17 protein-coding genes are annotated in these 19,813 nt (G+C 62.1%); 10 read left to right on the forward strand and 7 right to left on the reverse strand.

Annotated elements, in window-relative coordinates:
• Window position 1: 1 nt before the first annotated feature.
• Both parC and AC07VV_RS17705 read left to right on the forward strand, forming a co-directional pair.
• A complete protein-coding gene (gene parC, locus AC07VV_RS17700; RefSeq protein ID WP_096819836.1) occupies window positions 2-2,266 on the forward strand; it encodes a DNA topoisomerase IV subunit A in 2,265 nt (754 codons plus the stop codon).
• Between the two features lie 231 nt (window positions 2,267-2,497).
• Entirely contained in the window at window positions 2,498-3,208 is a 711-nt protein-coding gene (locus tag AC07VV_RS17705; protein WP_495036960.1) for a PqiC family protein, read from the forward strand.
• Between the two features lie 373 nt (window positions 3,209-3,581).
• On the opposite strand, the gene AC07VV_RS17710 is transcribed toward AC07VV_RS17705, so the two are convergent.
• Entirely contained in the window at window positions 3,582-5,096 is a 1,515-nt protein-coding gene (locus AC07VV_RS17710) for an AhpA/YtjB family protein (RefSeq protein WP_495036961.1), read from the reverse strand.
• 134 nt (window positions 5,097-5,230) lie between these two features.
• Here AC07VV_RS17710 and serB point away from each other — a divergent pair, with 134 nt between their 5' ends.
• The gene (gene serB, locus AC07VV_RS17715) at window positions 5,231-6,445 is read left to right on the forward strand and encodes a phosphoserine phosphatase SerB (RefSeq protein ID WP_007952163.1); all 1,215 of its coding nucleotides are present in this window, start codon (window positions 5,231-5,233) and stop codon (window positions 6,443-6,445) included.
• A gap of 39 nt (window positions 6,446-6,484) precedes the next feature.
• Here serB and AC07VV_RS17720 read toward each other — a convergent pair whose 3' ends face one another.
• Window positions 6,485-8,239 carry a cyclic-di-GMP receptor FimW-related protein gene (locus AC07VV_RS17720; RefSeq protein WP_495036962.1) on the reverse strand — a complete coding sequence of 585 codons (1,755 nt, stop codon included), beginning with the start codon at window positions 8,237-8,239 and terminating at the stop codon, window positions 6,485-6,487.
• Window positions 8,240-8,461: 222 nt separating this feature from the next.
• Between AC07VV_RS17720 and AC07VV_RS17725 the strand changes: the two genes are divergently transcribed.
• Window positions 8,462-8,863, forward strand: a complete 402-nt coding sequence (locus AC07VV_RS17725) for a lectin OAA family protein (protein ID WP_096819831.1) — start codon at window positions 8,462-8,464, stop codon at window positions 8,861-8,863.
• A 60-nt stretch (window positions 8,864-8,923) separates the two neighbouring features.
• Here AC07VV_RS17725 and asd read toward each other — a convergent pair whose 3' ends face one another.
• From asd to AC07VV_RS17740, 3 genes are read right to left on the reverse strand one after another with little or no spacing between them, the layout of a single operon-like run.
• Window positions 8,924-9,784: an archaetidylserine decarboxylase gene (gene asd / locus AC07VV_RS17730; protein WP_096819830.1), complete on the reverse strand. Its 861-nt coding sequence runs from the start codon at window positions 9,782-9,784 to the stop codon at window positions 8,924-8,926.
• An 18-nt stretch (window positions 9,785-9,802) separates the two neighbouring features.
• Complete coding sequence (locus AC07VV_RS17735; protein ID WP_102620140.1) at window positions 9,803-10,618, reverse strand: rhodanese-like domain-containing protein; 816 nt, start codon at window positions 10,616-10,618, stop codon at window positions 9,803-9,805.
• A 39-nt stretch (window positions 10,619-10,657) separates the two neighbouring features.
• Window positions 10,658-12,196, reverse strand: coding sequence for an HDOD domain-containing protein (locus AC07VV_RS17740; RefSeq protein WP_102620139.1), 1,539 nt, complete (start codon window positions 12,194-12,196; stop codon window positions 10,658-10,660).
• A 166-nt stretch (window positions 12,197-12,362) separates the two neighbouring features.
• Here AC07VV_RS17740 and motA point away from each other — a divergent pair, with 166 nt between their 5' ends.
• On the forward strand, window positions 12,363-13,214 hold the full coding sequence (motA, locus tag AC07VV_RS17745) for a flagellar motor stator protein MotA (protein ID WP_007952169.1): 852 nt from the start codon (window positions 12,363-12,365) through the stop codon (window positions 13,212-13,214).
• 3 nt (window positions 13,215-13,217) lie between these two features.
• Window positions 13,218-14,297, forward strand: coding sequence for a flagellar motor protein MotB (motB, locus tag AC07VV_RS17750; protein WP_495036963.1), 1,080 nt, complete (start codon window positions 13,218-13,220; stop codon window positions 14,295-14,297).
• Window positions 14,298-14,353: 56 nt separating this feature from the next.
• Here motB and rsgA read toward each other — a convergent pair whose 3' ends face one another.
• Window positions 14,354-15,385, reverse strand: a complete 1,032-nt coding sequence (gene rsgA / locus AC07VV_RS17755) for a small ribosomal subunit biogenesis GTPase RsgA (RefSeq protein ID WP_102620136.1) — start codon at window positions 15,383-15,385, stop codon at window positions 14,354-14,356.
• 107 nt (window positions 15,386-15,492) lie between these two features.
• Here rsgA and orn point away from each other — a divergent pair, with 107 nt between their 5' ends.
• Window positions 15,493-16,035 (forward strand): oligoribonuclease, encoded by a 543-nt coding sequence (gene orn, locus AC07VV_RS17760; protein ID WP_085608493.1) that lies wholly within the window; start codon window positions 15,493-15,495, stop codon window positions 16,033-16,035.
• 84 nt (window positions 16,036-16,119) lie between these two features.
• The gene (locus AC07VV_RS17765; RefSeq protein ID WP_096819823.1) at window positions 16,120-16,731 is read left to right on the forward strand and encodes a trimeric intracellular cation channel family protein; all 612 of its coding nucleotides are present in this window, start codon (window positions 16,120-16,122) and stop codon (window positions 16,729-16,731) included.
• On the opposite strand, the gene queG is transcribed toward AC07VV_RS17765, so the two are convergent.
• Window positions 16,713-17,792 carry a tRNA epoxyqueuosine(34) reductase QueG gene (gene queG / locus AC07VV_RS17770; protein WP_096819954.1) on the reverse strand — a complete coding sequence of 360 codons (1,080 nt, stop codon included), beginning with the start codon at window positions 17,790-17,792 and terminating at the stop codon, window positions 16,713-16,715. The genes AC07VV_RS17765 and queG overlap by 19 nt on opposite strands.
• Window positions 17,793-17,855: 63 nt before the next feature.
• On the opposite strand from queG, the gene AC07VV_RS17775 reads away from it, so the two are divergent.
• Window positions 17,856-19,355: an NAD(P)H-hydrate dehydratase gene (locus tag AC07VV_RS17775; protein ID WP_495036964.1), complete on the forward strand. Its 1,500-nt coding sequence runs from the start codon at window positions 17,856-17,858 to the stop codon at window positions 19,353-19,355.
• Complete coding sequence (gene tsaE, locus AC07VV_RS17780; RefSeq protein WP_096819821.1) at window positions 19,343-19,813, forward strand: tRNA (adenosine(37)-N6)-threonylcarbamoyltransferase complex ATPase subunit type 1 TsaE; 471 nt, start codon at window positions 19,343-19,345, stop codon at window positions 19,811-19,813. The genes AC07VV_RS17775 and tsaE overlap by 13 nt, the downstream gene beginning before the upstream one ends.

Genomic DNA, 19,813 nt, shown 5'->3' on the forward strand with positions numbered 1-19,813 from the left:
CATGAGCGACAACCTTGCAGACAGCTTAGATGGCGTAGAACGCCGGTCGCTGGCTGACTTCACCGAAAATGCCTACCTCAACTACTCCATGTACGTGATCATGGACCGTGCCCTGCCGCATATCGGCGACGGTCTGAAACCGGTACAGCGGCGTATCGTCTACGCCATGAGCGAGCTGGGGCTGGACGCCGATTCCAAGCACAAGAAGTCGGCGCGTACCGTCGGTGACGTGCTCGGCAAGTTCCACCCGCACGGCGACTCGGCGTGCTACGAAGCGATGGTGCTGATGGCCCAGCCGTTCAGCTATCGCTACACGCTGGTGGACGGCCAGGGTAACTGGGGTGCGCCGGACGATCCGAAATCCTTCGCCGCCATGCGATACACCGAAGCGCGCCTGTCGCGTTACTCCGAAGTGCTGCTCAGCGAACTGGGCCAGGGCACCGCAGACTGGGGCCCGAACTTCGACGGCACCCTGCAGGAACCGCTGGTTCTCCCTGCGCGTCTTCCGAACATCCTGCTCAACGGCACCACTGGTATTGCCGTGGGCATGGCCACCGACGTGCCGCCGCACAACCTGCGCGAAGTCGCCACGGCGTGCGTGCGTCTGCTCGATGAGCCGAAAGCCACGGTCGAACAGCTCTGTGAACACATTCAGGGCCCGGATTACCCGACCGAAGCGGAAATCATCACCCCGCGTGCCGACCTGCTGAAAATGTACGAAACCGGCAAGGGTTCGGTGCGCATGCGTGCCGTGTACCACGTCGAGGACGGCGACATCATCGTCACCGCGCTGCCGCACCAGGTCTCCGGGGCCAAGGTGCTGGAACAGATCGCCGCGCTGATGCAGGCCAAACCGTCGAAAGCGCCGCAGATCGCCGACCTGCGTGACGAGTCCGACCACGAGAACCCGTGCCGCATCGTGATTATCCCGGTCAACAGCCGCGTCGATCACGAAGCGCTGATGCAGCATTTGTTCGCCAGCACCGAGCTGGAGTCGACCTACCGGGTCAACGTCAACATCATCGGTCTGGACGGCAAGCCGCAGCTGAAAAACCTCCGGGCGTTGCTGGTGGAGTGGCTGGAATTCCGCGTGCTGACCGTGCGTCGCCGCCTGCAGTTCCGCCTCGACAAGGTCGAGCGTCGCCTGCACCTGTTGGACGGTTTGCTGATCGCTTACCTCAACCTGGATGAAGTGATCCACATCATCCGCACCGAGGAGCACCCGAAAGCCAAGCTGATCGAGCGTTTTGCCCTCAGCGAAATCCAGGCCGACTACATCCTCGATACCCGTCTGCGTCAGTTGGCGCGACTGGAAGAGATGAAGTTGCGCGACGAGCAGGACGAATTGCTCAAGGAGCAGGCCAAGCTGCAAGCCCTGCTGGGCAGCGAAGCCAAGCTGAAAAAACTGGTTCGTACCGAGCTGTTGAAAGACGCCGAAACCTACGGCGATGACCGTCGGTCGCCAATCGTCGAGCGCACGGAAGCCAAGGCGCTGACCGAGCACGATCTGCTGCCGAACGAGAAAGTGACCGTTGTGCTGTCGGAAAAAGGCTGGATTCGTTCGGCCAAGGGCCACGAGATCGACGCCACCGGCCTGTCGTACAAGGCCGGCGACGGCTTCAAGACCTCGGCGGCGGGGCGCTCCAACCAGTCAGCCGTGGTCATCGACTCCACCGGTCGCAGTTACTCTGTGGCCGCGCACACCTTGCCGTCGGCACGGGGCCAGGGCGAGCCGTTGACCGGCCGTCTGACGCCACCGCCTGGCGCCACGTTCGAATGCGTGCTGATGCCGGAAGACGATGCGCTGTACGTGATCGCCTCTGACGCCGGCTACGGTTTCGTGGTCAAGGGTGAAGACCTGCAAGCCAAGAACAAGGCCGGCAAGGCCCTGTTGAGCCTGCCGAACAATGCCAAGGTGATCGCGCCGCGCCCAGTGGCCGATCGCGAGCAGAACTGGCTGGCTTCGGTGACGACCGAGGGTCGCCTGCTGATCTTCAAAATCAGCGATCTGCCACAATTAGGGAAGGGCAAAGGCAACAAGATCATCGGCATTTCCGGTGAACGCGTGGCCAGTCGCGAAGAATATGTCACGGACATCGCCGTTCTTCCGGAAGGCGCCACGCTGGTGCTGCAGGCCGGAAAACGTACCTTGTCGCTGAAAGCCGACGACCTCGAACACTACAAGGGTGAGCGTGGTCGCCGTGGCAATAAACTGCCGCGGGGCTTCCAGCGAGTGGATGCGCTGCTCGTCGAAAACCTCAATTAAGCGGCCAGGGGGCATTCGCGCTTATTTCTCCGGCGGAGAAAATGAGTGAGAACGCCTCTCTAGAGCGTCCGATCTTCGATTTAACCCGTAGATCGGCGCTTTGGCGCTGGAGTCGGAACGCATATTCACGGATGATATGGCCTTTCCAAGCGCCGGCGTGGCCGAGCGTTCTTCATATTTTTTGAGTATTTTCACTGTGGTCAGCCTTGTGGCGACCACCTGGACGGGATGATGACTTCTCTGCGCCCCCTTATTTTCCTGCTCGCCGGCGTTCTTGGCCTGGCGGGTTGCAGCGTACACCAGCCGGTGTCGCTGTATCAGCTGGACAGCGGAAGTCCGGCTCAGCCTGCGCAAAGCGCGGGCATGGCAGTTTTGCTGGGCCCTGTGGTAGTTGCCGACTACCTGCAACGTGAAACCCTGTTGCAGCGTCAGCCGGACGGCAGCCTGCAGGCATCGATCGACGGTCGTTGGGCCGGCAGCCTGTCTTCGGACATTGATCAGTTACTGTTGCGTCAGGTCGCCGGCCGCCTGGACAGCCAGCGTGTGGTATTGGCGCCGGCCACTCTGGGGTTCACCCCGGATGTGCAGGTGCTGTTGACCATCACGCGTCTGGATTCGGGTCAGTCGCAACCGGCGATCCTCGACGCGCAATGGCGTTTGATCGACCGTCGTGGTCAGGTACGGGATAACCGTATTGTTCATCTGCAGGAGCAGCATGCCGGCACCACTGCCGCGCAGGTGCAGGCGCAAGGTGTGTTATTGCAGCGTCTGGCCGAGCAGTTGTCGGTAGCGCTCAAACCGTTGGCCAATCAGCCACCGGTCGCTGAGGCGCCGCGTAAGTCGGCACCGAAACCGGCAGCACCGGCGGCGGAAGCCGAGAAGCAGCCGAAGATACCGATGGCTTCGCCGATTCGTACGGATATGGAAGTGTTTCGCTTCTAAGGCTTGAACGAGTCAAGACAGAGCCCGCCTTGTGCGGGCTTTGTTGTTTCTGGGCGTTGGTGGATCATGCTTTGGTACTCGGCTGGAAAAGCCCCTCACCCTAGCCCTCCCGAAACGTCGGACCGCCCAAAGGGAGAGGGGACTGACCGAGGTGTCTGGCGTTATCCATCGACCTGAGAAATCGTGTCGATTACGGATCCACAGCCGAGCGTTCAAGTCGGTGTATCGCTCGAATATCCCCCAATCGGTCCCCTCTCCCTTTGGGAGAGGGCTAGGGTGAGGGGGCTCCAAAGTCTGGCGCAATCACGAAAACACCCCGCACAAAAAAGCCCGCAGACGAGCGATCATCTGCGGGCTTCTTTACATCAAGGCTTCAGGCCCGGCGCTCATGCATCCGCGCCAATTGCCGCTCAAGCATCGACGGATAAGGCTCCATCAATCGCTCCACACAGCAAGCCCCCTCAGGGCTGGCAATCGGCCGGATCCTCGCACGCTGGCGAATCAGCGCGTCGTCACCGATCTTGCGCTCCACCAGCAACAGGTTGCGGCTGTGTTGCGACAGCGCCAAAGCGTCTTGGGCGGAGTCGGTCAGCAGCAGGTCGATCTGGCTCAGGCCGAACAGTTCGTCGCCGAGGGTCAGGCCCAGCTGCAATTGCAGGGTGATGCCGCTGTCGGCGACTTCGATCTGCAACTGGTGGCCCAGCGCTCGCAGCAACTCGCCACAGCAGATGGCGTTGGTCAGGTAATCGTCGCCGCTGTCTTCGGTGTGGAACAGCATCAGCGTGCTGCCGTCGTTCAGGGTTTCGATTTCACCCTGATACAGCGAAGCGGCCTGCTCCAGGCAGTCGCGATAACGATCCTGCAACTCTTCCAGGCGTGCCCGTGGCAAGCGGCGCAATTGTTCTTGCGAACCCAGTTGCACCGCCAGCACCGCCGTGTGTTGCGGCACGCTCGGGGTTGGCTTGCGAACGGCAGGTTGCGCGGGTTCGTTCAGCGATTCGTCACGCAGATCGGCAAACGGGTCTTCGTCATCGTCGTCTTCAACGGTGCTGACCACATGGCGGGGCGCAGGCTTCTGCGCGGCCATCGGGCGGCTCTCGTCAAAACTCGGATCGCGCAGGTTGCGCACTTCGAACTCCGGCTCGACGTCGTCGTCCTCGAACTCGGGTTCCGGCTCAGGCTCGGGAATGGTCGGCTCCGGAGCGTAGCTGGCGTGCAGTTGACGGGCCAGATCGCCAATCTCGTCCTGACGTTCGATCCCCGGCGTGTATTCGTCGATCCGGCGCAGCCACACACGCAATTGCAGCAGCGGCGTGGAAATGTGCCGGCCAAGGCGCAGGCTCAGGGCCAGGGACAGTGCCAGCAGGATCGCACTCAGGATGCCCATGCTTTGCAGGCTGATGGTCATCGGCTGCTGGAACTGGTCCATGTCCAGGCTGATGCGCAGTTGCCCGGCGGTTACGTCCTGGAAGGTGATCTTGCTCTCGTACATGCCCTCGGCTTCGCCCAGCAGGCTGTGCTTGGGCCGCTGACCGGACTCGGCGAGGATGCGGTTGTCCACGCTGTAGATGGCGGCGTGGGCCACCAGCTTGTTCTTGGTCAGGTTGTTGAGCAGCACGTTGAGGCTGAGGATGTCGTTGGACACCAGCAGCTCGGTCGCGGAGGTGGCGGTCTGCGTGGTCAGGCTTTCGCCCAGCGCATCGGCCTGCTCGTGCATGGCCTGCTTGAACTGCAAGCCCATCACGCAGGCATAGATCACCAGGGCCAGGGCGACCAGGATCACGTTATGGCTGGCAATGCGCAATGCAATCGGTACACGGCGGTGGCGCAGTGCACGGAAGATCAGCAGAAAGAAGTTATCGGTTTTAACTGGCGTGGGCCGGTTCACTGAGCTCGGCTCTTTTGTCCGTGAAGTTGACGCGCAGTATAGCGACAGGCCCTAGACCGGCAAAGCGCTGGCGGTGCCCGATGGTCACTGAAAGTGGGTAGAATGCGGTTTTTTTCCAGTTGCGGGGGTGCGCGTTGCGCGAAATCGTCCTGATTAACATCACGGGAGTCGACCGTCCCGGTCTGACGGCGGCCATTACCGGTGTTCTGGCTCAGGGTGGTGTGAACATCCTCGATATCGGTCAGGCGGTGATCCACGACATGCTGTCGTTCGGCATCCTCGTGGAAATTCCCGACTCCGAACAAGGCAAGTCGGTGCTCAAGGACATCCTGTTCAAGGGCTATGAGCTCGACCAGCAGGTGCGCTTCACCCCGGTGTCCGAAGAGGATTACCAGCAATGGGTGGGCAATCAGGGCAAGAAACGCCATATCGTTACCCTGCTGACCCGCAAGGTCACCGCTGGCCAGTTGCAGGCCGTGAGCTCGATCACTGCCAAATACGGCCTGAACATCGACCATATCGACCGTCTGTCGGGTCGCATGCCACTGGACACCCCGGCTGACAAGGGCAAGGGCTGCATCGAGTTCTCCGTGCGTGGCGAAGCGGCCGATCCGCAGGCCCTGCGCGCCGAATTCCTCAGCGTGGCTCAGGAATTGAACGTCGACATCGCCTTCCAGGAAGATTCGCTGTTCCGTCGCAACCGTCGTCTGGCGGTGTTCGACATGGACTCGACCCTGATCGAAGCCGAAGTCATCGACGAACTGGCCAAAGCGGCCGGCGTTGGCGACCAGGTGTCGGAAATCACCGAGCGGGCGATGGCCGGCGAGCTGGACTTCCGCGCCAGCTTCAAGGAGCGTCTGGCGCTGCTGAAAGGCCTGGATGTCAGCGTGCTCGATTCGATTGGCGCCTCGCTGCGCCTGACCGAAGGCGCCGAAACCCTGTTCGCCGAACTCAAGCGTCTGGGTTACAAGACCGCCATCCTGTCGGGTGGCTTCACCTACTTCGCCAAGCAGTTGCAGGCCAAACTTGGCATCGACTACGTGTTCGCAAACGAACTGGAAGTGGTCGACGGCAAGTGCACCGGCGTAGCGATCGAGCCGATTGTCGATGCTCAGCGCAAGGCGGATCTGCTGAAACAGCTGGCTGAAAAAGAAGGTTTGCGCCTGGAACAGACCATCGCGGTGGGTGACGGCGCCAACGACCTGCCGATGCTGGCGATTGCCGGTCTGGGCGTGGCGTTCCGCGCCAAGCCGCTGGTCAAACAGTCGGCGAAACAGGCGATCTCGACCCTCGGGCTGGATGGCGTGCTGTACCTGCTGGGCTTCCGGGATCGCGACGGGCAGCTCTGACCTAGGCAAAGGATCGCGGCCCTCGGCTGCGGTCCTGGCTTAAAGGGATTTCCACAACGAGTCGAAATCCTCCTCGCTCCCGCCATTCTGCGCGGCCTCCAGCGAGCGATAGGCAAACTGATTGAAACTGTGTGTGCTCGCCACCCGCCGATCCAGCCCGGCGCGGTGTTCTTCACCCTGGGTGTTGATCATGACTTTACTGCCTTCCTGAAACGGCAGTCGTGGCGCCAATAGTGTCGCGGGCAAGTCGATGGCGCTGATTTCCGGCAACAACAAACCCCGCAGGTAATGGCTGTGATCGTCCCGCGTGCGCACCAGTTGCAAGCCGCAGGGTTGGGCGTGTGGCGCCACCAGTTCGATGCCCATTTGCGTCCCCGCCCCGCGTACCTGGCGGATCCAGCGCACCACGGCAATGCTCCAGCCCTGATTCGTGGTGTCCTGGATGCCGACCATTTCCCCGGCCTGCAATTCGGCAGGCACTTCTTTTGGCCACGCCAGGCAGTAACCGCCGGGGCTGTGGTTGATGACGGGCAACGCATAGGTCGGGTAATGCGGCGGGCTGTCAGCATCGCCCTCGTCATCGGCCAGCGGTTCGTAGCGGATTTCTTCGTAAGGCAAAAACTCGTCGGACTTGCTCTGCGGCGCGGCGTCGAATGCCTGGCTCCAGCTGTCCTTTTCGCCTTGGGCCACCGCGCGGCTGAAGTTTGCGGCGCGCGAGCCAGGATGCTTGAGCAGTTCGCTGAACGTGCGTTCGCCACCCAGATAGAAGTGCAGGGCGCTCATGCCGACGCACACGGTCAGGTTGCCCTGGCCGACGGTGCGCTGGAAGCTGCGTTCGGCGGCTTCGCCCCAGGTGGCGTGCAGATGTTGCAGGGTGTCGAGCGTCAGACCGGCCGGTACTGGCAGCGGCGTCGAGGTGTCCTGATGCAGCAGGTGGGCTTCGATGGCATCGACCAGCGGTTGCGGATCAAAGCCGAGCAGCCCCGGCTGTTGTTCGCTGCGAAATTTGCTGCGATAGCGCGGACCGGCGTCGATCTCCGCAGAAATCGCGAACAGCCCTTCGCCCGAGGCACCGGGATGCAGTTTCAACCAGGCGCTCCACGGTTCAAGCACCTGCGCGAGTTGGGCGATCGGGTTCTGACGCAGTTGATTGCAACGGGCGCTGCCCAGCAGCAGGGCGGCGATATAAGTCTGTTCGACGCTCAGTTCACCGGCGAGGCTGGCCAGGTCGTCACGAATCCGACGGTGTTGCAGCTGCAAGTCGCAGGCGCAGCGAAACAATTGGTGCAGTTCAAACCACAGCTGTTCCGGCGCCGGGCTGTACAACTGCGTGGCGCGCACCAATTGCCCTTTCAGCGCATGGGCGGCGCGTTGCAGCGCCTCGCTCAGCAGAGTCGCCCGATCCTTTGTGTATTTGGGCGCGATCCGCAAAACGATCTGTTTGTAACCGATGGCCAGTTGGCTTTGCAGTGCCTGGCACAGGTTGCTGATCTTGCGTGAACGTTCATCGAGCATGATCGCCTGATGCAGAAAGTGCCGCTCAAGGTGCTGGCAGACGAAGTACACCTCGGGCCGCAGCAGCTCGAGCAGTTGCAGGCGATTGTCGCTGGGCGTCAGCAATTGATTGAGTTCGCCAAGCCCCTGATAGAGCAGGCGCGCGGTTTCGCCGATGTTGGCTTTCGGCAGGCCGGCGATCCAGCGCTTGAGATCGCGTGGGGTCGCTTCACAGAACGACAGGCGCAACTGAGTCGGTGTCGGGGCGCTCAGTTGGGGTTGGGATCGTGGCTCACTCATGCCGTGACCAGCTCCGGCGGCGAATAGGGCAATGCCCAAAACTCTAGCAGTTGTGGTTTGTTTCGCAGGCGTTTGTCAGGCTTTTTTACCGTTGGTCTGCTGGCTTGGTGCCATTTCGGTAGGCGCTACTAGGCTCTCAGGCGTGCGATCGGAAACGCACGGTTGCACGGCTTGCCGCACACGTCGGGCAGGTCTCTGAAAAACTTCAAGGAGATGAGGTTCATGTCTAAATACGCAGTGGCAAATCAATGGGGCGGTAATTCGGCACCCTGGCATCCGGGTGGAACCTGGGTACTGGGCGCGCGGGACAACCAGAAAGTCGTCGCGATCGAGATCAAGTCCGGCGACGGCGGCAAAAGCTTCACCGGCACCATGACCTACGCCGGCGAAGGCCCTATTGGCTTCAAGGCTCAGCGCACTGGCCAGAACCAGTACAACGTCGAGAACCAGTGGGGTGGCAACGATGCCCCGTGGCATCCAGGTGGCAAATGGGTGATCGGCGGGCGGGATAACCAGAACGTTATCGCGTTGAGTGTCACGTCGAGTGACGGCGGGAAAAACCTCAGCGGCACCAATACCTACGCCAACGAAGGGCCGATCGGCTTCCGTGGGCAGATAGAGTAACGGCGCCACCCAGGTCGTGTCCGCCCCTTCGCAGACGTGCGAAAGGGCGGATCAACAGGTTCAGGCGTTCGGCAATGCCAAGGCCTGGCCCATCTGTACCGGCGAACCGGCTTTCATTTCTTCAACCCATTTCACCTGATCCGGGCCAAACAGCACGATTGCGGTCGAACCCAGCTTGAAGCGACCCAGTTCCGCACCTTTTTCCAGATGAATCGGCGCACGGGCGGCTTCGTCGTAGCGGAAGGTTTTCAGTTCGCGCTTCGGCGGTGTGACCAGGCCGGCCCACACGGTTTCAATCGACGCCACGATCATTGCGCCCACCAGCACCACGGCCATCGGCCCGCGCTCGGTGTCGAAGATGCACGCTACGCGCTCGTTGCGGGCGAACAGCTCAGGGACGTTTTCAGCGGTGGTCTTGTTGACCGAGAAGATCCGGCCCGGGATGTAGACCATTTCGCGCAGGGTGCCGGCCAGCGGCATGTGCACGCGGTGGTAATCCTTCGGCGACAGGTAAACGGTGGCGAATTCGCCGCCCATGAACGGCGCAGCATTGGCTGCGTCGCCACCCAGTAGTTCCAGCACGCTGAAGCTGTGGCCCTTGGCCTGGAAGATGCGACCGTGTTCGATCGGGCCGAGCTGGCTGATCGCACCGTCGGCCGGGCTGAGGATCGCGCCCGGTGTCTCGTCCAGCGGGCGGGCGCCGTCTTTCAGCGCACGGGTGAAGAAGGCGTTGAAGTGCTCGTAAGCGGTCACGTCCTCAACCAGCGCCAGCGACATGTCCACCTGATAACGCTTGGCGAACCAGGTGGTGAAGGCATTCTTGAACCAGCGCACGCGGCACTCGGCAATGCAGCCGGCCAGGCGCGACAACAAGTGGTGAGGCAGCAGGTACTGGCTGATGATAAACAAACGCTCTTTCATGACTGTCCTTAAAAATCCTTAAAGCTCGACGGGGGTGTCGGGGTGGTTGCCCCATTCGCCCCAGGAACCGGCGTAGCCCTTGACCCGCGGATAACCGAGGGACTTGGCCACCAGATAAGTGAAACCGGACCGGTGATGGGTCTGGCAGTGAGTAATGATTTCTTTGTCTTTCGTGATCCCGAGGCTTTCGAGGATCTGCGGCATGTCGGTGCGGATGCGCAGCTGACGCGCCTGATCCATGCCTGCCGTCCATTCGAAGTTGACTGCGCCGGGGATGTGCCCACCCTTGGCCGCCAGCACTTTCTCGCCGGAGTATTCCAGTGGCCCGCGAGCATCCCAGATCGCCAGGTCGGCGGCACCGAGGCGGCTTTGCAGGTATTCGCGGGTGGCGGTCGGTTCGTCGTGCAGGGTCAGGGCTACCGGACCGCCGACGACAGGAGGGATCTGGATCGACATCGGCGAGCCTTCCGCCAGCCACGCCGGCAGACCGCCGTCGAGGTAGTGGTACTTGTCGTGACCGATCACGTCGAGCAGCCAGATGAAACGTCCGGCCCAGCCACCGCCTTCGTCGTCATAGACCACATAGACCGCGTCCTTGTGATGACCCAGTTCACCAAACAGCTCTTCGAGTTTTTCTTTTGTCGGCAACAGGCCCGGAGCCGGTGCCTGGCCCAGCTGGGTGCGCTTCGGATCGACGAAGCGTGCGCCGGGAATGTGACCCTCGGCATAGCGGGCGGCACTGGTCAGATCCACCAGAATCAGGTTGCGGGCTTCGAGGCGAGGGAGCAGGTCGCTCGGCTCGATCACCAGCGCCAGGCCAGAGAAGTCAGACATGTGAGGTCTCCAGAGCACAAAGGGGAAGGATTGTAGCTGTCATTGGCCGCGCTGGCTAAAGCTGTGCAGGGCTTTCTCGATGCACTGCGCGGTTTTGCCGAAGGCTTGCACGGTGATGTCGGCGAACGGCCCGCCACCTTGGTCGGCCACCACGATCATGATGACGCGGCCGTTGTGGACCAGCGAGCGCAGGAACAGGTGTTCGCCTCGGAACAGCGTGCGCAGCGAGGGCGGCAGCAGGGCGGAAAACTGGGCGTTGTTGTCCGGGGTGATCCGCACTTGTGCCTGCTGCGCGAGCAAGCGTTGCAACACGGTGCTTTGACTGACGACGAAGTTGAGCGCAGCGGCTTCCTTCGGCAGGCCGGAAATCTGATGCACGCGCAGACTGGACTGCGTGCGGTCGGCCATCAGGATCATCACCCGGCGCATGCCGCTGGCCACCAGCGCGTCGCGAGCGGCAATGGTCAAGTGCATGGCGTTGGTGAATCGGCTCGGCTCGGCCAGCAGTTCGGCACATTGCCGGCGCCACTTGGCGAGATCGTCGGCATTGGGTGCAGCGGCGGGCAGCATTCCGGCGGGCAGGCGATGGGTGCCCCACGGCCACAGCAGGGAAACCGCCGGGTGCCACAGATCCGGCATCGAATGCCGGCGTGCGCTGTTGGCGGCCTGCTGGTGCAGCTGTTGTTGCACCTCGTCCATCGAGATTTGCAGATAGAGGCTGGTCAGGTACTGCCAGCGCTCGCTGTGCGGACTGTCCCAGGCCTGTTGCGCCGACAGCGCCAGACCGTTGGCCAGCAGCACGGTGTTGGCCGGCTGATTGAGCCAGTGGCGCAGGGTCGGGTCGTCATCGAGGCGATTCTGCTGGCGTAGCGGGTGATCGACATCGCGGGCGATGCGCAAAACCTTGACCAGTTCGCGCTGCTCGGTGAGCAGCAATCGATAGCCCTGCTGCACCCAGATCGGCAATCGCCAGACTTCGACCAGCGCCTCACCGATCTTCAGCAGGCGCACGCCGAACAATTGCTTTTCCACGTCGCGGGCCGATTCGCCCTTGTGGATAACCCGCACTTCCCACTCTTCGAGCAGTTTGGGAAAGGTCAGTGCCAGCGGCCACAGCGGCGACAGAAACAACAGACTGCCCCAATGAATGTCCTGCCACAGCCGCGCCAGGCGACTGGCAAAAAAGCCGTTGGCCTGTTGCGTGGCGTGCTGGCTGATCATCTGTATCTGGCGCAAGGCCTGGGGAATTTGTGCCTGCGGTTCGGCGGGCAGGCGAGCCAGCAGTTCTTCGGTGCGGGCGAGGCCAAGGCGATTGATCGCGACCTCAAGGTTTTCCGCCGGTGCAGTCATGCTGCCCTGGGTGTGGCGATTGGCTTCGCGAATGATGCTCAGCGCCAGCGCCGGGCTGTCCTGCATCAGGTCGGCGATGTCGCGCAGCGAGCTGCGATTATCGCGGATGGCGCGGCAGACACGATCGTGGGCTTCTTGCGGCACCGGCAGGCGTACGCCGTCGAGCAGCTTCACCCAGCCATCGAGTGTGGTGGGTTTTACGTGTGGGACGTTCGTTTCATTAGCCATGTCTGGACGAGATCTTCACTGACTGTAGACGCGCCCGGCATGGGCTAAATTGGCTTTTCGCCTGAACTGGCTATAGTCTGGCGCAGTTTTGCCGATAAGTAGAAGAAGAGATTTTTTAACTTCCGAATATGACCTTGAACCCGACTTAAATAAGTACTTTCTACCTATGGCTAAAATTATCGGCATCATCGTCGTATTCGCGAGCGTGCTCGGCGGATACGTGCTCTCCCACGGCAAGATTGCCGCCCTGATCCAGCCTTTCGAGGTGATGATCATCGGTGGTGCGGCACTTGGAGCATTCCTCCAGGCCAACCCCGGTTACATGACGATGCACGTGCTCAAGAAATCCCTGAGCATGTTCAGCTCGCGTTTCAGCCACACGTTCTATCTGGAAGTGCTGGGCCTGATCTACGAGATCCTCAACAAGAGCCGCCGTGAAGGCATGATGGCCATCGAGGGCGACATCGAAGATGCCGCTGCGAGCCCGATCTTCGCCAAGTACCCGGCGGTATTGAAAGACGAACGCATGACCGCGTTCATCTGCGATTACCTGCGCATCATGTCGTCCGGCAACATGGCGCCGCACGAGCTGGAAGGCTTGTTCGACATGGAACTGTACAGCCTCAAGGAAGACCTCGAGCATCCGTCCCACGCGGTGAACGGCATCGCCGACGCCATGCCGGGTTTCGGTATCGTCGCGGCGGTACTGGGTATCGTGGTGACCATGGCCTCGTTGGGTGAAGGCGATCAGAAGTCCATCGGTCTGCACGTAGGTGCGGCACTCGTGGGTACCTTCTTCGGTATTCTCGCGGCGTACGGTTTCTTCGGTCCGCTGGCGCACTCCCTGGCACACGATGCCAAGGAAGAGCTGAACGTCTACGAAGCCATCAAGGCCTCGCTGGTGGCTTCGGCGTCCGGCATGCCGCCATCGCTGGCTGTCGAGTTCGGTCGCAAGGTTCTGTACCCGGCTCACCGTCCAAGCTTTGCCGAGCTGGAACAAGCCGTTCGCGGTCGTTAAGTCATGGAAAATAACCAGCCGATAATCATCAAGCGCGTCAAGCGCATCGCCGGCGGGCATCACGGCGGGGCGTGGAAGATCGCCTTCGCCGACTTCGCGACGGCGATGATGGCGTTCTTCCTGGTGTTGTGGCTGCTGTCCACCGCGACCCCGGAACAGAAGATCGCCATCGCCGGTTACTTCAAGGACCCGGTCGGTTTCTCCGAGAGCGGCACGCCGTACATCATCGATCTGGGCGGCACGCCGACCCTGGCACCGGAAAATACCCTCAACCCTGAAGTGAAGTCGCAGCCGCAACCGGACAAGGTCACGGTCGACACCGAACAGGTTGAAGGCATGGCCGAGCAGGTCGAGAAGGAGCGTCTGGAACTGTTGCTGCAAGAACTGCAGAACAAGGTCGACGAGAACCCGCAGCTGCAGAAGTTCAAGGACCAGATCCTGTTCGAGATCACGCCGAACGGCTTGCGCATCCAGATCATGGACGCGGAAAACCGTCCGATGTTCGACTCCGGTTCTGCACGCCTGAAGCCGTATTTCGAAGACATCCTGCTGGCCATGGCCGACACCATCAAAGCGGTGCCGAACAAGATCAGCATCAGCGGCCACACCGATGCCAAGCCGTACACCGGCACCGGTGATTTCGGTAACTGGGAACTCTCGGCCAACCGTGCCAACGCCGCCCGGCGTGCGCTGGTGGCGGGCAGCTATCCGGACGGGCAAGTGGCGCGGGTGGTGGGTTACGCCTCGTCGGCGCTGTTCGACAAGGAAAACCCGTTCAACCCGGTCAACCGCCGCATCGACATCGTGGTGCTGACCAAGAAGGCCCAGGCGGCCATCGAAGGTTCGCAAGGTACCGAACCGTCGAAACCGGCAGATCAAGGCCAGAACGGTGCGGCCCCGGCCACGCCGGTCGACCCGAACGCCTTGCCGGCGGATCAGCAGCCAGTGCCTGCGCACGAGCTGCGCGAACGGCTGAACCTGTTCGACGACGCGGCGCCGAAGCCAACCGCGCCGGGCAGCACGACACCAGCCCCGGCACCCGCTGCACCCGCCACTGCACCGGCCCCCGCGCCGAAACAGTGACCCACAAAAAAGCCGCGAGATGATCGCGGCTTTTTTGTGTCTGGCTACTCAGTGGTTTAGTAACCGTTTTCCGGCAGGCTGGCGATGATCGAGCGGTAGCTGTTCATTCGCTGCTGCTGCACGCGGCCATCTTCCAGGGCCTTGAGCAGTGCGCATCCTGGCTCGCGGTCGTGCTTGCAGTCGCGGAAGCGGCAGGTGCCGAGCAGGTCGTCGAACTCGATGAAACCGGCTTCGACGTCGGCGCGGCTGACGTGGCCCAGGCCGAATTCGCGGATACCCGGGGAGTCGATCAGCTCACCGCCACCAGGGAAGTGGAACAGGCGCGCGGTGGTCGTGGTGTGGGTGCCCTGGCCGGACAGTTCGGACAACGGGCCGACGCGGGTTTCCACCTCGGGTAGCAGGCTGTTGACCAAGGATGACTTGCCGACACCGGACTGACCGACGAACACGCTGATGCGCCCGTCGAGCTGCTTCTGCAATTGCTCCATGCCATTGCCGTGGTGCGCCGACACTTCCAGCACCGGGTAACCCAGAGTGCGGTACACCGCCAACAACGCGTTCAGCGCCGGGGCGTTCTGTTCGTCGATCAGGTCGAATTTGTTCAGCAGCAGCAACGGGCGGATGCCGGCGTGCTCGGCCGCGACCAGATAGCGGTCGATCAGGTTCGCATGGGGCTCGGGCAGCGGGGCGAACACGATCACGATCATGTCGACGTTGGCGGCCACCGGTTTGAGCTGGCCACGGCTGTCCGGACGGCACAGCTCGGTGGTGCGCGGCAGTTGCGCGACGATCACGCCGATGCCCTGGTTGCCGGCGCGCCACACCACCTGATCGCCGGTCACCAGTGCGGGCAGGTTGGCCCGCAAGTGGCAGCGGAAAACCTGGCCGGCCAGTTCGCCGTCGACGGCCTCGACTTCGACCTGCACACCGAAGTGGGCGATCACCAGACCGTGCTGTTCCGGGCCCAGATCGCCGCCTTCGAGCGCCTCGACAGCCGAGGACTCGCGTTTGGCGGCGCGGGCGGCGCGCTCGCCCTGAATCTTTTCGATGCGCCAGTTTTGACGACGATTGAGTTGGCGTTTGGCCATGGGTGTTCCGTCTGAAGAATGCAGCGATTAGGTAAAACGGCCGCGAGTTTAGCACGCCCGGCAGGCTGCCTAGGCTAAACTGCGCAGCATTGCCTAGGAGCCGAAATATGCAAAACCCGCAGAATCTGATCTGGATCGACCTGGAAATGACCGGTCTGGATCCGGAAAACGACGTCATCATCGAAATGGCCACCATTGTCACTGACAGTGACCTGAACACCCTGGCCGAAGGTCCGGTGATCGCCATCCACCACAGCGACGAAGTGCTGGCCCGCATGGATGAGTGGAACACCCGCACTCATGGCAACTCAGGCCTGACCCAGCGCGTGCGTGAAAGCCGCGTGAGCATGGCCGAAGCTGAAGCCGAAACCATCGCCTTTCTGGAACAGTGGGTGCCGAAGGGCAAGTCGCCGATCTGTGGCAACAGCATCTGCCAGGATCGCCGCTTCCTCTATACCCACATGAAGTCGCTGGAAAGCTACTTTCACTATCGCAACCTCGACGTTTCCACGCTCAAGGAACTGGCCGCGCGCTGGGCGCCGGACGTGCGCGACAGCTTCAAGAAGGGCAGTACTCACCTGGCACTGGACGACATCCGTGAATCCATCGCCGAGCTGCAGCACTACCGCAAGCATTTCATCAAGTTCTGAGATCGGCGACCCACGCCGAGGCGCCCTCTTTTGGTGCCCCGGCGAAGTGAGTAGACTGCGCGCCTTCCTGCCAGGATCGCCACCATGTTGCTGATGCTCTACCTCGTCGCCATTACTGCCGAAGCCATGACCGGCGCCCTGTCTGCGGGCCGCCGCGGCATGGACTGGTTCGGCGTGGTGCTGATCGCCTGCGTCACGGCATTGGGCGGCGGTTCGGTGCGCGACGTGCTGCTCGGGCACTACCCGCTGACCTGGGTCAAACACCCGGAATACCTGGTGCTGACGACGGTCGCGGCGATGATCACCGTGTTCACGGCACGCTGGATGCGCCATCTGCGCTCGCTGTTTCTGGTGCTCGATGCGGTCGGTCTGGTGGCGTTCACCCTGATCGGCTGCATGACCGCCCTGGAAATGGGCCACGGCATGCTGGTGGCCTCGGTCAGCGGTGTGATCACCGGGGTGTTCGGCGGCATCCTGCGCGACATCTTCTGCAACGACATCCCGCTGATCTTCCGCCGCGAACTCTACGCCAGCGTCTCGTTCGCTGCGGCGTGGTGCTACATGCTTTGCCTATTCCTGAACGTGCCGAGCGAGCAGGCGATCCTGATCACGTTGTTCGGCGGCTTTCTATTGCGGCTGTTGGCGATTCGCTTCCATTGGGAAATGCCGAAGTTCGTTTATAACGACGCGCCTTGACGGTCGGCGTGCTGTTTCAGCGCCCACTCCACATGCTCACGCACCAGCTCTGACGGATATTCGCGCCGCGCCTTGAGTGCTTCCAGCACCGGAATGCTCGACGGTGCGTTGCCCAGACCTACCGCCAGATTGCGCAACCAGCGTTCGTATCCTGCGCGGCGCAGTGGCGAACCCTCGGTGCTGCTGAGGAACTTGTCTTCATCCCACAGAAACAGCTCGGCCAGTTCGGCGTTGTCCAGATTGTGCCGTGGCTTGAAATCGCTTTCGCCGGACGGGCGGGCGAAGCGGTTCCACGGGCAGCAGATCTGGCAGTCGTCGCAGCCGAACACCCGGTTGCCGATCAGCGGTCGCAGGTCTTCCGGGATGGCGTTCTTCAGTTCGATGGTCAGGTAGGAAATGCAGCGTCGCGCATCCAGCACATACGGCCCGACGAAAGCGTTGGTCGGGCAGATGTCGAGGCACGCGGTGCAGCGCCCGCAGTGTTCGGTGCTGTGGGGTTCGTCCACCGGCAACGGCAGGTCGACGAACAGTTCGCTGAGAAAGAAGTAACTGCCGGCCTTGCGGTTCAGCACCAGGGTGTTTTTGCCGATCCACCCCAGGCCGGCCTGTTCGGCGATGGCTTTTTCCAGCACCGGGGCGCTGTCGACGAAGGCGCGGAAGCCGAACGGGCCGATTTCGGATTGAATCTTGTCCGCCAGTTGTTGCACGCGTTTACGGATCAATTTGTGATAATCGCGGCCCAAGGCATAACGCGAGATGTAGGCCTTTTCCGGTTTGGCCAGCAATTGCGCCATTTGTGTGTCGCCCGGCAGGTAGTCCATGCGCAGGGACACCACGCGCAATGTGCCCGGCACCAGCTCTTCGGGGTGCGAGCGTTTGCTGCCGTGGGCGCCCATGTAATCCATTTCGCCGTGGTAGCCGGCCTCGAGCCAGCGTTGCAGATGCTGCTCGTGCTCGGCCAGGTCCAGACCGCTGATGCCGACTTGCTGGAAGCCCAGCTCGCGACCCCAGTCCTTGATGGATTGGGCGAGGGCGGGAAGATCTGTGGTGATGGCGGACATGAGGCGAGAGAAACCGGAGCTGAGGTGCGTATAATTCTGCCAGACATCGGAGCCCGAAGACGCATGCCGCACACTAAAGATCAATTACCCGACGCGCTGTACTGCGCCGCGCAAGTGCGGGCACTCGACGCACGGCTGATTGCCGCCGGCACGCCGGGCTTCGAATTGATGCGGCATGCCGCCCATGCCACCTGGCGCGCACTGGTGCGCCAATGGCCTTCGGCGAACGAATTGACCGTGCTGGCCGGGCACGGCAACAACGCCGGCGATGGTTATCTGGTGGCTGCGCTGGCCCGGCGTGCGGGTTGGGCGGTGCAGGTGCTGGCCGTCGGCGATCCGCAACGCTTGCAGGGCGATGCGGCCCTGGCGCATGCCGAAGCGGTGGCCGAAGACGTTGCGATTGCGGCGTGGACTGCTTCCGGTGAATTGCGTGGAATTCTTGTCGACGCGCTGCTTGGCACCGGTCTGAGCGGTGAGGTGCGTGAGCCGTATGCATCTGCCATCGCAGCCATCAATGCCAGCGGCCTGCCGGTGGTGGCGGTCGATATCCCTTCCGGTTTGTGTGCCGATACCGGGCATGTGCTGGGCAGCGCGGTGCACGCCGACCTCACCGTGACTTTCATCGGGCTGAAGCTCGGCCTGTTTACCGGGGACGCGGCGGATCACGTCGGTGACCTGCTGTTTAACGATCTGCAAGCGCCTGCCGAAACCTACAGTGACATTGCCGTCGCCGCCCGCCGGCTCAATGTCGGTAATCTGCCGCGTCTGCCAGCCCGGGCACCGGCTGCGCACAAGGGGCGTTTTGGCCATGTCCTGCTGATCGGTGGCGATCACGGCTTTGGCGGAGCGATTCTGCTCAGCACCGAAAGTGCGTTGCGCAGCGGAGCTGGAATGGTGTCGCTGGCGACCCGTCCGGAGCATGTTCCGGCGGCGTTGAGCCGGGTTCCGGAAGCCATGGCGTTGGGTACTTCGTCGGCCAATCAACTGATGGGGTTGCTGGAAAAGGTGTCCGTGCTGGTAGTCGGCCCGGGGCTTGGACAGGCGAGTTGGGGCAGGGCACTGCTGTCGGCCGCCGCCAATGCGCCGCTGCCGCAGGTGTGGGATGCCGATGCGTTGAACCTATTGGCCTCCGGTTTCGTCACTCTGCCCAAGGATTGTGTGATCACACCGCATCCGGGTGAAGCGGCGCGTTTGCTGGGGATCAGCACCGCCGAGGTGCAGGCCGATCGTCCTGCGGCAGCACTGGCATTGAGCAAAAAATATACAGCGGTGGTGGTGCTCAAGGGCGCCGGCAGTCTGATCGCTCATCCCGACGGGCGTCTGGCGTTGTGTCATCAAGGCCACCCGGCCATGGCCACTGCGGGCCTTGGCGATGTGCTGGCCGGTCTGGTCGGTGCGTTGCTGGCTCAGGGCATGAATGCGTTCGACGCGGCGTGCCTGGCGGTCTGGCTGCACGCCAACGCCGGAGCGCAACAAGGTAAATTCGGCCGTGGGCTGGCGGCCAGTGATCTGATTCCAGCCATTCGTCAGTTGTTGGAGGAGCATGCACCGTGTCTGAAGTAACCCTGTACCTGGCCGATGAACAGGCGATGAGCGACTTTGGCGCACGGATCGCCCGCGTGACCGGGGGGCATGGCCTGATCTTCCTCGAAGGCAACCTCGGCATGGGTAAAACCACGCTGTCGCGGGGCATCATTCGCGGGCTGGGGCACGTCGGTGCGGTGAAAAGCCCGACCTTCACGTTGGTTGAACCCTACGAGATCGGTGACATCCGCGCCTTCCACTTTGATCTGTATCGTCTGGTCGATCCGGAAGAGTTGGAGTTTCTCGGCATTCGCGACTATTTCGAAGACGACGCTCTGTGCCTGATCGAGTGGCCCGATAAAGGTGCAGGCTTTTTGCCAAAGCCTGACCTGACCATTACCATTAGCCCGCAAGACAGCGGGCGTTCGCTGACTATTTTGTCCCAGGGCTCGCGTGGCGAGGCCTGGTGTGCCGCTTTGGCATTGGAAACCAATTAA

It is taken from the genome of Pseudomonas sp. GW821-FHT02C04 (genome assembly GCF_059421845.1).